The organism is Gordonia oryzae (assembly GCF_003797185.1).
GTDB lineage: Bacteria > Actinomycetota > Actinomycetes > Mycobacteriales > Mycobacteriaceae > Gordonia > Gordonia oryzae.
Genome location: NZ_RKMH01000003.1, coordinates 182,278 through 194,846 on the forward strand (window position 1 = coordinate 182,278; position 12,569 = coordinate 194,846).

Consider the following 12,569-nt stretch of genomic DNA (forward strand, 5'->3'; position numbering starts at 1 on the left):
TCCCGGCGCCGAACCCACCCGGCCCGCTCGCTACGCTCCCGGCGCCGAGACGCGCTGCTCAACCGGGGTGATCGGCAACCGCAACGCCCCCGGCGCATCCGCGGGCACCACCGGCGCGACAGGTTCCACCGGTTGCAGACGCGTGTATCCCGCGCCCTGTTCCGGCCTGGTGTCGATGTCACCCTTGTTGGGCCAGAACGCCATTGCGCGCTCAGCCTGGGCGCAGATCGACAACGACGGATTCACACCGAGATTGGCCGAGATCGACGCGCCGTCGGTGATGTGCAGCGTGGGGTAGTTCCAGACGCGGTGATAGGGGTCGATGACACCGTTCGCCGGATCGTCGGAGATCGCGCATCCACCGAGATAGTGGGCGGTCAGCGGCATGTTGACGATGTCGCCCCACGTGCCGCCGGCCATCCCGCCCGGGAGTTTGTCGGCGATCCGACGAGTGGCCTCGTTGCCTTTGGGAATCCAGGTCGGATTGGGCTCACCGATCCCCTGCCTGCTGGTGATGTAGCGCAGGGGTCCGCGTTTGCGGACGAAGGTTGTCAGCGAATTGTTGTTGTTCTGCATCACCAGCGCGATCACGGTGCGCTGACTCCACTTGCGCACCACCAGAAGCCGGGCGAGCAGGAATGGGTTGCGGGCCACCGCGCGCAGGAACTGTCCGAATCGTCGGGCCGGGGCGCCGCCGTCGGTGAGCAGTGTCTGAAGATAGGCGATGGCGTTGGAGCCCTTGCCGTACCGGACGGGCTCGATGTGCGTGTTCGGCTCCGGGTGGAACGACGAGGTGATCGCAACACCGTGCGAATAGTCGTGCCGGGGATCGTATTTCGCCGAATTGGCGCCGAGGATGGATTCGGAGTTGGTGCGGGTCAATCGCCCCATGGCATCCGAGATCGCGGGCAGGGTGCGCTGCTTGGCGTGGTGGAGCAGATGTTGAGTGTTGAAGGTGCCCGCCGCGACGATCACCTGCGACGCGGTGTAGGTGCGGCTGCGTCGGCCCAGAGGGCCCCACGACGACGACCCATGCGTGCTCACCGCCCAGGTACCGTCGGCGCGTCGCGACAGTCCGTCGACGGTGGTGCGGTCGATGATCGTCGCCCCGTGGCGTTCGGCCAGCCCCAGGTAGTTCTTCATCAGAGTGTTCTTGGCGCCGACCCGGCACCCGGTCATGCAGGCGCCGCATTCGGTGCACGCGGTGCGCTCGGGTCCCGCCCCGCCGAAGTACGGGTCGGGGACGGTCTGTCCGGGGCGGCCGGCCAGACCGACCTTCTCCCCGAAGAACACACCGACCGGGGTCAAGGTGAAGGTGTCGCCGACACCCATGTCGTCGGCGACCTCACGCATGATGCGGTCCGATTCGGTGAACGTTGGATTGCTGACCACCCCGAGCATCCGCCGCGCCTGGTCGTAGTACGGCGACAGTTCGTCTTCCCAATCGGTGATGTGATTCCACTGCGGATCGGTGAAGAACGGGGTGGGCGGCTTGTACAAGGTGTTCGCGTAATTGAGCGACCCTCCGCCCACGCCCGCACCCGCGAGAATCATCACGTCCTTGAGTGCGTGTATGCGCTGGATTCCGTACAGGCCGAGCTTGGGCGCCCAGAGCCACTTGTTGAGCCGCCAACTCGTCTTCGCGAAGTCCTCATCGTCGAAGCGGCGACCCGCTTCGACGACGCCGACGCGATACCCCTTCTCGACCAGGCGCAACGCACTGACACTGCCGCCGAAGCCGGAACCGATGATGAGTACGTCAAAGTCGGGTGAATCATGGTGGGCTGCCATGTGGATCATTCTAACGCCGATTGTCACATTAAGTGATGGGGGTCGGGTGTCCATCCTCAGCGGTGGATGGTCAGTCCGACCTTCTGGAACTCCTTGAGATCGGAGTACCCTGCTTTGGCCATCGAACGACGCAGTGCACCAACAAGATTCAACTCCCCAAAGGGGTCAGCGGACGGGCCGGTGAGTATCTCTTCGAGGGTCGGCCGGCCCTCGGGCGTGGCCACCTGCAACATCGCCCCACGTGGGGTGTCGGGATGCGCGGCCGCCGATGGCCAGTACCAGCCCTGCCCCGGGGCCTGCGCCGCAGCAGCCAGCGGAGTGCCGAGCACGGCCGCGTCGGCTCCACAGGCGATCGCCTTGGCGAGATCGCCGGAGTTGTGGATGTCGCCGTCGGCGATGACGTGCACGTACCGTCCGCCGGTCTCATCGAGGTAGTCCCGGCGGGCGGCGGCGGCGTCGGCGATCGCGGTGGCCATCGGCACCCCGATACCCAGCACCTCGCCGGTGGTGGTCGCACCTGCGGTGGAACCGTAACCGACGATGACGCCCGCAGCACCGGTGCGCATCAGGTGCAGTGCGGTGCGATGATCGTGCACCCCGCCGGCGATGACAGGGATATCGAGCTCGGCGATGAACGTCTTGAGGTTGAGCGGATGCTCGGCGCCCTGCGCGACATGCTCGGCGGAGATGATCGTGCCGTGCACCACCAGCACCTCCACACCACCGGCCACCAGGGCCGGGGTCAGCTCGGGTGCGTGCTGGGGGCTGACACGCACCGCGGTGGTCACCCCGGCCTCGCGGATGGTGGCCACGGCCGCACCGAGCAGATCGGGATCCAGCGGTGCCGCATGCAGTTGCTGCAGGCGCCGCACCGCGGCCTGCGGATCGGGATCGGTGGCGGCCACGTCGACCAACTCGGCGATCGTGTCCTCGACGTCGCGATGACGGGCCCAAAGTCCTTCACCGTTGATGACGCCGAGAGCGCCCAGTCGTCCGAGTTCGATGGCCACCGCAGGCGACACCAGGGCGTCGGTTGGGTGACTCAGGATCGGCGCCTCGAAACGGTAGGCGTCGATCTGCCAAGCCGTCGAAACATCCTTGGACGACCGGGTCCGACGCGACGGAACGATGCTGATGTCATCGAGTTCGAAGGTCTGCCGCGCCGTCCGGCCCATGCCGAGGTCCACGAGGTCACGCACCGGTTGCGCCTTTCTGTCCGGCGCACGGTCATCTTGCCACGCGCGCCACGAGGGTCTTCTGGGCCCGCCTCACATGCGGACCGGTGAACTTGCGGTGAGGAGTCGTCGAGGCGAACTCAGCGAGAATAGTAGTTGGGCGCCTCGGCGGTCAGGGTGATGTCGTGCGGATGGGATTCCTTGAGTCCGGCCGCGGTGATCTGCACGAAGCGCGCCTTCTGCAGTTCCGGGATGGTGGTGGCACCGGTGTAGCCCATCGCGGCACGCAGGCCGCCCACGAGCTGGTGGATCACCTGGTTCAGCGGACCGCGGAACGGAACCCGGCCCTCGATGCCCTCCGGGACGAGCTTTTCCTCCTTGAGGACGTCGTCCTGGAAATAGCGGTCCTTGGAGTAGGACTTACCCTGCCCGCGTCCCTGCATGGCACCGAGCGATCCCATGCCGCGGTAGCTCTTGAACTGCTTGCCGTTGACCAGGATCAGATCGCCCGGCGCCTCGGCGGTACCGGCGAGCAACGACCCGAGCATCGCTGTCGACGCGCCAGCGGCCAGCGCCTTGGCGATGTCGCCGGAGTACTGAAGTCCCCCGTCGGCGATCACCGGCACACCGGCCGCCTGACACACCGTCACCGCCTCGAGGATCGCGGTGATCTGCGGGGCACCCACCCCGGCGACGACGCGGGTGGTGCAGATCGAACCCGGGCCGATACCGACTTTCACCGCATCGGCACCGGCATCGACGAGGGCCTGCGCAGCCTCTCGGGTGGCGACGTTGCCGCCGACCACGTCGACGCGGTCGCCGACCTCGGACTTCACCTTGGACACCATGTCGAGGACCAGCCGATTGTGGGCGTGGGCGGTATCGACGATGATCACGTCGACACCCGCGTCGGCGAGTGCCATGGCCCTATCCCACTGCGCATCGCCGGTACCCACGGCCGCGCCGACGAGCAGCCGGCCGTCGGAGTCTTTGGTGGCGAACGGGTGTTGTTCGGTCTTGACGAAGTCCTTGACGGTGATCAACCCGGTCAGCTTGCCGTTGCCGTCGACGATCGGCAGCTTCTCGACCTTGTTGCGCCGCAACAGCCCCAGGGCGGCCTCGGCGGAGACCCCCTCCTGGGCGGTGATCAACGGGGCCTTGGTCATCACCTCGGCGACCGGCCGGTCCTGATCCACCTCGAAACGCATATCGCGGTTGGTGATGATGCCGACGAGCTCACCCTTCTCGTCGACCACAGGCAGCCCGGAGATGCGATAGCGCGCACACATCGCATCGACCTCGGCGAGGGTGTTGTGCGGTGAACAGGTGACCGGGTCGGTGACCATGCCGGCCTCAGAGCGCTTGACCGTCTCGACCTGGGCGGCCTGGTCGGCGATCGACAGATTGCGGTGCAATACGCCCATGCCACCGGCCCGGGCCATCGCGATCGCCATCCGGGATTCGGTGACGGTGTCCATCGCCGAGCTCACCAGCGGCACCCGCAGCGAGATGTTCTTGGTCACCCGCGAGGACGTATCGGCCTCGCTGGGGATCACCTCCGATGCCGCGGGAAGCAACAGGACGTCGTCGAAGGTGAGGCCGAGCATTGCGACCTTGCCGGGATCGTCTCCACCGGTGCGAACGTGGGTCATTGGACCATGGTATCGGGCAACCGGAGCCACAACCCAATGCGGCGATGGGAGCCCACCGGTGACCCTTGTAGGGCACGCTCGGACCCGCCGGTCGGACTGTGGAACCGATGCGGCGCAGGTCACGCAATATCGGTTACGGTAGGGGTGTGCGTGATCACTTGCCACCCGGACTTCCTCCAGACCCGTTCGCCGACGACCCCAGCGATCCCGCGTCGGCGCTGGATTCGATGGAGCCCGGCGTCCCCCTCGACCAGAACGAGCGGGTCGCGGTCGAAGAGGATCTCGCCGATCTGGCCGTCTACGAGGCACTCCTGGCCCACCGCGGGGTCCGTGGCCTCGTCGTCGTGTGCGAAGACTGCCACGAGGATCATTACCACGACTGGGATATGTTGCGCGCCAACCTTTTACAGCTTCTCATCGACGGTACCGTGCGCCCGCACGAGCCCGCCGTCGACCCCCGCCCCGACGACTACGTCACGTGGGACTACTGCCGCGGGTACGCCGACGCATACAACCACCTCAGCAACAAACGCTGAGCTGATCGGTCACGGGTCACGGTCGGGTGGCATCGCCGGTATCCCCATCGGCGTCGATCAGCCGGCCGGCGTGGTCGGCGCCGTCGTCGAGGGTGGTGAACCGGCTGTCGTGGTCGTGGTCGGTCGGGTCGTGGGTGCGGTGCTCGGCGTCGACGATGTCTCCAAGGGAGCCGTGGTCTGATCCGAGGGCTGCGGAGTACCGGTTTCGACGCCACTGACATCAGGAGCCGTGACGCCCGGGCGCGGCGACGTCGGCACTGTGGGCGCGGCCGACTCGTCGGATTGCAGGCGGGTGATCCATTGATTCATCTGATCCCGGGTTTGCACGTCGCGCACCGGGCCCATCTTGGTCTGCGCCCGCGCAATGAGCTGCTGCGCCTGGGCGACATCACCCGAGGCAAGCGCCGCCTCGGCCTGCTCGAGATCTGCACGCACGTCATAGGCGGCCTGTGTCTCCGACGCAGCCTGCGCGAACACGACCTTCTTGACACCCCACAGTGAATCGCCCGGCTGGGCCCCCTCGCTCACCACGGTCAGACCGGCCGCGGCGACCACCGCAATCGCAGCCGCACCGGCGACGACACGCAGCGAGCGCACCACCCTGCCACCACGCCGTGCACCCGAGCGCACAGCCATCGCGCGCTCGACTTCGACGACGTCGGGGATCTGCGGTGCGGGCTCGGAGAGAACCTCGTGGCGCCAGCCCGACAGCAGCGCGGCCAACTGATACTCGGTGTCATCACGGGTGGGTGTGGGCACGTCATGGGAGAGCGCGTCGATAAACGCGTCGTCGAAGTGCACCTGCCGCAGATCGAAGTCCGTTCGCCGGTCGCCCTCATCGGGTACACCGAAACCGCCGTATGGTCCGACACCTGCGCCCGCAACGTCGTGCGACGGCTGCCGGCCCGACATAGCTCGACGCCGGTCATGCTCGTCGTTCATTGCGTCGTCCACCTGCCTTCCTCAGCTCGTCTTTCAGTTTTGCCAGCGCTCGATGTTGGGCGACGCGCACCGCTCCCGGCGTACTGCCGACCGCGTCGGCGGTCTCCTCAGCGGACATCCCGACCACCAAACGCAATACGAGGATTTCGCGCTGCTTGTCGGGTAACACCGAGAGCAGTTGTCGCATCCGCCGGCTGGCATCGGAGTCCAATGCCGCCTCCTCGGGTCCGCCGAGGACCGTGGTGACATCGGGAACCGCCTCCACCGGATCGGCCTTGACCCGACCGGCAACCCGCATCGCGTCGGCGACCTTGTGGGATGCGATGCCATAGACGAAGGCCATGAACGGTTTGCCCTGATCCTCATATCGGGGCAGCGCGGTCATCACCGCCATCAACGCCTCCTGCGCAATGTCATCCGCGGAGAACAAGTGGCGATCTCCGACTCCGATTCGCCCTCGGCAGTAGCGCAAGATGGGTTCGTGCACACTCTCGAGAACTGACGTGAGAGCCACGCGATCGCCCTGCCTCGCGGCGCGGACGGCGGCGTCCAGCTCATCACTCGTCAGTTTCATCGTCAGTCGAGATTCCCGTGTTACATAGTGTGCGGCGGACCTCACCTGGTCCGATGTGGTGCCATGACGGCCTGAACAGCGGCGCCGCCCTGCTCGGGAACTGCGATGCGGGCGCGGCGAACCCCAAACACCTTAGCGATCGTTCGCCGACGTCACGAACGGCATGCCGCGCTCGACCAGCAGTCGATGCAGATCGTCGACGGAGGCGCCGGTCGAATGCACCTGACCGCCGGGTCCCGAATACGGTGCGTCGCCGAGTCCTTGCAGCAGCAATGACGCCGCCCAGCACAGTGGAAGCAGACCCGCCTCGGCAGCCCGTTCACATACCTTCGAGGCGTCCTCTCGTGCGTGCTCGGTCTGCCCGGCGCCGGCGCGCGCGGCCGCGAGAACCAGCCCGGTCTTGATCCGATGTCGCGCGCTTCCCTGTTCCACGCGGTCGGTGAGCCGTGCCTGCGCTCGCTCGGCAACCTCGACCGCGCGCTTCGCGTCTCCGGTGTACAGAGCCCACTCCGCACGCACCCAGAGCAGTCGGAGCCGGCACCGCGCGTCGGACAACCATGGACCCTCGCCCAGGTCCTGCGGCCGTCCGAGGACCACATCGGCCCGTTCGAGGAGTCGATGCGACACCCCGAACCGCGATAACCCCAGATTGTCGGCGGCGAGATTGACGAGGGTGTCGACCAGGGCGGCGCGAGTCCACCGCGAGGTACCGTGCGACGGCGACGCGCCGGCGGCATCGACGTATGCCAGCGCGCGCGAATCCAGGGAACGGGCGTCGCGGTGACGACCCGCCTGTCGGTACAGAGACGCCGCGGTACCAGTGGCGAGTGCCGCCATCGGGGCGTCGCCGGCACGCCGGGCGTCGGCCACCAACTCCGCCAGCGCGGTCAACGCCGCCGCACCGTACCCGAGCCCTCCGGTCTCGACTGCCGTACACCACCTCTGCACGCGCTCATCACGCGCGACGACGTGTCCTGCATCACCGTCCGGCGTTCCAGTTAGCATGAATTTAACCCGGCGACACAATTGTTAAAAATCTCGACGGCATCAACGGTCGATGACGTGACGGTTTCCGTCGGGTTAATCGAATATCTTGGCCGGCCGCAGCACACCATTTCTCCACGTCCTCTCATTTCCTCCAAGACACGTCAATACGTACTGCTCACACCGCATCTACGCAGGCCAAGGACACCCGCGCAACACCGGTCGACACGGCTGTGCTAGCACCGAGAGTCTCACTAACACTGCGTTAACAATGGCGGAATCTTTTCGATCATTTCCCACTGATTGACGGTATTGACGTTGTTTCTCGGGCCCGCTTACTGTTCTCTTGCGCCGCCGGAAACGACAACGACCGTCATGAACTCCAGACCGGCGCCCACCGTCGGATCACGTAGCGACTCGACGCCCACAAGGTCTACGCGAGTCCACGCCCTTGCAGAAGGAGATGCTGCCATGCCTGCACCGAACCACCTTCCCGGCCCGAACGCCGACGTCTGGGATTGGCAGATGCACGGCCTGTGCCGTGGTGTCGAATCGTCGATGTTCTTTCATCCCGACGGCGAACGCGGCCGGGCCCGGGCTCAGCGTGAACGGCGCGCCAAGGAGATGTGCCATCAGTGTCCGGTGATCGCCCAGTGCCGCGAGCACGCACTCGCGGTGGCCGAGCCGTACGGTATCTGGGGCGGACTGTCGGAATCCGAACGCAGCATGCTGATGAAGCGCGGGGTCGGACGCCGCATCGCGAGCTGAGAGCGCACCAGCCACGGCCAGGCGCGACAGCCTCCCCAACTCCATCGGAGTGACATGACGATGCCGGGGTGGTCACCCAGATGGTGACCACCCCGGCATCGTCGTGAAGAACCGTCGTAAAGAAGACCGACCGTCAGTGCGCGTGTCCGTGACCGTGACCGGCCTCGGCAGCCTGCTCAGGCTTGTCGGTGACCGCGGTCTCGGTGGTGAGAACCATCCGGGCCACCGAAGCCGCGTTGACGACCGCCGAGCGGGTGACCTTGACCGGGTCGATGATGCCCTCGGCGATCAGATCGCCATAGGTCAGAGTGGCGGCGTTGTAGCCCTCCCCCGCACCGGACTCGGCGACCCGGTTCACCACGACCGCTCCGTCGACACCGGCGTTGGTGGCAATCCAGAACAGCGGCGCCTTGACCGCTTCGCGAACAACCCGCACGCCGAGCGCTTCGTCGCCGGGCAGCGAGTCGGCGAGAGCGTCGAGCACCTTGGCGGCCTGCACGATGGCCGAACCGCCACCGGCGATGATGCCTTCCTCGACCGCAGCCTTGGCCGCGGCCACCGCATCTTCGACGCGGTGCTTGCGCTCCTTGAGCGCGGTTTCGGTGGCCGCTCCGACCCGGATGACCGCGATGCCACCGGACAGCTTCGCGAGCCGCTCGGCGAGCTTCTCACGATCCCAGTCGGAATCACTGTTCTCGATCTCGCGACGCAACTGGGCGGCGCGATCGGCAATCGCCTCAGCGGTCCCGGCACCCTCGACGATCGTCGTGGTGTCCTTGGTGACCACCACGCGCCGCGCCGAACCCAGCAGATCCAGCTCGGCGGTCGCCAGGCTCAGCCCGATGTCGGAGGAAATGACGGTCCCGCCGGTGACCACGGCGAGATCCTCGAGGAACGCCTTGCGACGGTCACCGAAGAACGGGGCCTTCACCGCGACGGCCTTGATCGTCTTGCGGATCGAGTTGACCACGAGGGTCGACAGCGGCTCGCCCTCGACGTCCTCGGCGACGATCAGCACCGACTTACCCGCGTTGACGATCTTCTCCAGCAGCGGCAGGAAGTCCGGCAGCGAGCTGATCTTGTCGCGGTACAACAACACCAGCGCGTCCTCGAGGACGGCTTCCTGTGCATCGGCGTCGGTCACGAAGTACGGCGACAGATAACCCTTGTCGAACTGGACACCCTCGGTGACGTCGAGTTCGGTACTCAGGCCCGAACCCTCCTCCACGGTGACGACACCGTCGACGCCGACGGTCTCCATCGCCTTACCGACCATCTCGCCGATCTCGGCGTCGCGCGAGGACACGGTGGCCACCTGCGAGACCGCCTTCTGCCCCTCGACCGGTGTCGCCGTCCGCAACAATTCGGCGCTCAGCGCGTCGGCCGCCTTGCCGATGCCTGCACCGAGCGCGATCGGACCCGCACCGGCAGCGACATTGCGCAGACCCGCCGAGACGATTGCCTGCGCCAGAACCGTCGCCGTGGTGGTGCCGTCCCCGGCCACGTCGTTGGTCTTGGTGGCAACCGACTTGACCAGCTGCGCGCCCAGATTCTCGAAGGGATCTTCGAGATCGACGTCACGCGCGATCGTGACACCGTCGTTGGTGACGCTCGGCCCGCCGAAAGCCTTGGCGAGCACCACGTGGCGGCCACGAGGCCCCAACGTGACCTTCACCGTGTCGGCGAGTTGATTGATGCCGCGTTCGAGCGCGCGGCGCGCCTTTTCATCGAATTCGATCTGCTTGGACATGGGTTTCTGTACTTTCTGCGATCGCTCCGCGAGTCGCGGGTGTGCGCCTCTTGTCCCCGCTCTTCGTCGGCGGCGGCATTGTCGCTGCGCTCCTCGCCGCCTTCTCCTGCATCGCGGGGCGGCGCACACACGACAGGTCAGGCAGCGATACGAACGCGGGGTCGGGATGAAACGCGGGGTCGGGAATGAGAGGTTCTGCGGTGACCGATGCGGTCAGGCAACTCCGCCCCGGTGGCCCAAAGGGCACCGGGGCGGAGAGAGGTTCACGAATTCTCGTGTCGCTCTAACGCGTTGCGCTCTTACTTGCCGATGACCGCGAGCACGTCGCGCGCCGACAAGATCAGGTACTCCTCGCCGGCGTACTTGATCTCGGTGCCGCCGTACTTGCTGTAGATGACGGTGTCGCCTTCCTTGACGTCGACCGGGACACGGTTGCCCTGCTCGGTCACCCGTCCCTCACCGACTGCGATGACGGTGCCTTCCTGCGGCTTCTCCTTGGCGGTGTCCGGGATGACCAGACCCGACGCGGTGGTCGTCTCGGCCTCGACGGCCTGCACCAGGATCTTGTCCTCAAGCGGCTTGATGTTCACGCTCGCCACGATGTCAGTCCTCAACTTTCTCGTTCGAGAAGTGGATGTACTTGTTGCAGTTGACCTGCATTGGGGGCTCTGCCACAAACCTCGTCGTCGCGGGTGCCGAGGTTCACAACACAGTGCCTATTGGCACTCTATACATGCGAGTGCCAGCACTCAAGGGCGGCGGGTGCAAAATTCTCAGCAGTGGGCACACGGCTGCGGAACGGACACCTCCGGCACCGCTGCGGCCGACGGCGCTGCAGGCTCGTCCGGCCGCCCTCCACCCGCGACTGCGTCGCGTCGACCAAACCAACTCACCGCCACCGCGCCGACAAAGCCGATCACCGACAGCGTGCTGACCAGCCAGATCGCCGTAGTCATCCCGCCGAGCAACTCACCGGGTCGATTGTGCTCCCCCGAGCTGGAGAGCACGGCGGTCACCACGGCGAGCATCACCGCTCCGCCGATCTGCACGCTGGTGTTGACCAACCCGGACGCGAGCCCCTGCTCGTCGTCGTCGACGCCCGCGGTCCCCTGAGAGGTCACCGACGGGAACGTGAGAGCGAAACCGATGCCGAGGAGCACGATGGTCGGCAACAGGAAATCCACGTAGCCCATGCCGGGCCGGGCTCGTGCGAACCAGAGGTATCCGCCGAGGAAGGCCGCGAATCCGACCGCGATCAGCAACGGGGTGGGCACGCGGTCGAGTACCCGGTCCATCCGGGTCGCACTGGCCGCGACGATCAACCCGGCCGGCAGGAAGCCCAGGGCCATGGCCAGCGGGGTCCAGCCGAGCGAGTCCTGCAGGTAGAGGGTGACGACGAACTGGAAGGCGACATACCCGCCGAACATCAGCGCACCGGAGATGTTGGCGTGTACCAGCAGGTACGACCGCAAGATGCCCAGTCGCACGAGCGGATGTCGGTGCCGGATCTCGATGACCAGGAACGCGACGGCCAGCACGGCCGCGGCAACGAAGGTACCGATGGTGGCCGTCGACGCCCACCCGATCTCGGGAGCCCGGACCACCGCGAACACGAGCAGCAGCAGCGCACTCGTGCTCGTCGCCGCGCCGAGGACGTCGAACTGCGCCCAGCCGAACGCGACCCGCTCACCGCGCGGGACGACCCGCAGTCCCGCGACGAACAGTCCGATCGCGACCGGTCCCGGGAACATCAGGGTGGCCCGCCAGGACCACTCGGTGAGCAGTCCACCGAAGACCAGACCGAGCGAGAAGCCGCTGGCTCCGCAGACGGTGTAGATGCTCAGCGCGCGGTTGCGCGCCGGCCCCTCGGCGAAGGTGGTCGTGATGATCGACAACCCGGCCGGCACGGTGAACGCCGCCGCCACGCCCTTGATGAATCGCAGTGCCACGATCAGCATGTCGATATCGACGACGGCGCTGGCCACCGACGCGACCGCGAAGACGCCGAGCGCGACGAGAAAGACGCGGCGCCGTCCGAGGAGGTCGCTCACCCGGCCGCCGAGCAGGAGCAGACCGCCATAACCCAGGACATATCCACTGACGATCCATTGGAGTTCGCCCTGCCCCATGCCAAGATCGGAGCCGATCGAGGGAAGTGCGACGCCGACCATCGACACGTCGAGCCCGTCGAGGAACAACGCTCCCGCGAGCACGACGAGCAGAATCCAGGTCCGCGCAGGCCAGCCCGCACTACTCGTGACATGGCCGGCCGCGACATGCTTGGCCCGGTCGAGCGGCGACTCGTCGTGCGGCGCGCGTGGCGCCTCCCTGCGTCCCGGCACGACCGGGGAACCCGCCTTGCGATCTGTGAATGCCATGCCGACACTATATGCAGGT

The 12,569-nt window shown here is 66.6% G+C and carries 11 protein-coding genes; 2 read left to right on the forward strand and 9 right to left on the reverse strand.

Translation table 11 applies throughout. The features are described 5' to 3' along the window. Positions 1-30: 30 nt before the first annotated feature. The 3 genes from EF294_RS05030 to guaB form a co-directional block, all read right to left on the reverse strand. Positions 31-1,791 carry a GMC family oxidoreductase gene (locus EF294_RS05030; protein ID WP_123926241.1) on the reverse strand — a complete coding sequence of 587 codons (1,761 nt, stop codon included), beginning with the start codon at positions 1,789-1,791 and terminating at the stop codon, positions 31-33. 56 nt (positions 1,792-1,847) lie between these two features. Continuing rightward, positions 1,848-2,990 carry a GuaB3 family IMP dehydrogenase-related protein gene (locus tag EF294_RS05035; RefSeq protein WP_123926244.1) on the reverse strand — a complete coding sequence of 381 codons (1,143 nt, stop codon included), beginning with the start codon at positions 2,988-2,990 and terminating at the stop codon, positions 1,848-1,850. Positions 2,991-3,106: 116 nt separating this feature from the next. Continuing rightward, the gene (guaB, locus tag EF294_RS05040) at positions 3,107-4,618 is read right to left on the reverse strand and encodes an IMP dehydrogenase (RefSeq protein ID WP_123926247.1); all 1,512 of its coding nucleotides are present in this window, start codon (positions 4,616-4,618) and stop codon (positions 3,107-3,109) included. Between the two features lie 146 nt (positions 4,619-4,764). Here guaB and EF294_RS05045 point away from each other — a divergent pair, with 146 nt between their 5' ends. Beyond that, positions 4,765-5,154 (forward strand): DUF5319 domain-containing protein, encoded by a 390-nt coding sequence (locus EF294_RS05045; RefSeq protein ID WP_123926250.1) that lies wholly within the window; start codon positions 4,765-4,767, stop codon positions 5,152-5,154. 57 nt (positions 5,155-5,211) lie between these two features. Here EF294_RS05045 and EF294_RS05050 read toward each other — a convergent pair whose 3' ends face one another. The 3 genes from EF294_RS05050 to EF294_RS05060 form a co-directional block, all read right to left on the reverse strand. Next, the gene (locus EF294_RS05050) at positions 5,212-6,108 is read right to left on the reverse strand and encodes an anti-sigma-D factor RsdA (protein ID WP_425459397.1); all 897 of its coding nucleotides are present in this window, start codon (positions 6,106-6,108) and stop codon (positions 5,212-5,214) included. Beyond that, a complete protein-coding gene (locus EF294_RS05055) occupies positions 6,080-6,670 on the reverse strand; it encodes a sigma-70 family RNA polymerase sigma factor (RefSeq protein ID WP_123926253.1) in 591 nt (196 codons plus the stop codon). Before EF294_RS05055 ends, EF294_RS05050 begins: the two co-directional genes overlap by 29 nt. 132 nt (positions 6,671-6,802) lie before the next feature. Next, positions 6,803-7,675 (reverse strand): hypothetical protein, encoded by an 873-nt coding sequence (locus tag EF294_RS05060; protein ID WP_246007685.1) that lies wholly within the window; start codon positions 7,673-7,675, stop codon positions 6,803-6,805. A gap of 450 nt (positions 7,676-8,125) precedes the next feature. Here EF294_RS05060 and EF294_RS05065 point away from each other — a divergent pair, with 450 nt between their 5' ends. Continuing rightward, positions 8,126-8,422: a WhiB family transcriptional regulator gene (locus EF294_RS05065; protein WP_006367568.1), complete on the forward strand. Its 297-nt coding sequence runs from the start codon at positions 8,126-8,128 to the stop codon at positions 8,420-8,422. 133 nt (positions 8,423-8,555) lie between these two features. Here the strand turns inward: EF294_RS05065 and groL are convergent, their stop codons facing one another. From groL to EF294_RS05080, 3 genes are all read right to left on the reverse strand, one after another. Next, entirely contained in the window at positions 8,556-10,172 is a 1,617-nt protein-coding gene (gene groL, locus EF294_RS05070) for a chaperonin GroEL (RefSeq protein WP_123926256.1), read from the reverse strand. Between the two features lie 299 nt (positions 10,173-10,471). Next, positions 10,472-10,771, reverse strand: coding sequence for a co-chaperone GroES (groES, locus tag EF294_RS05075; protein WP_006334733.1), 300 nt, complete (start codon positions 10,769-10,771; stop codon positions 10,472-10,474). A 174-nt stretch (positions 10,772-10,945) separates the two neighbouring features. Beyond that, complete coding sequence (locus EF294_RS05080) at positions 10,946-12,550, reverse strand: MFS transporter (RefSeq protein WP_123926259.1); 1,605 nt, start codon at positions 12,548-12,550, stop codon at positions 10,946-10,948. Between the last annotated feature and the right edge of the window lie 19 nt (positions 12,551-12,569).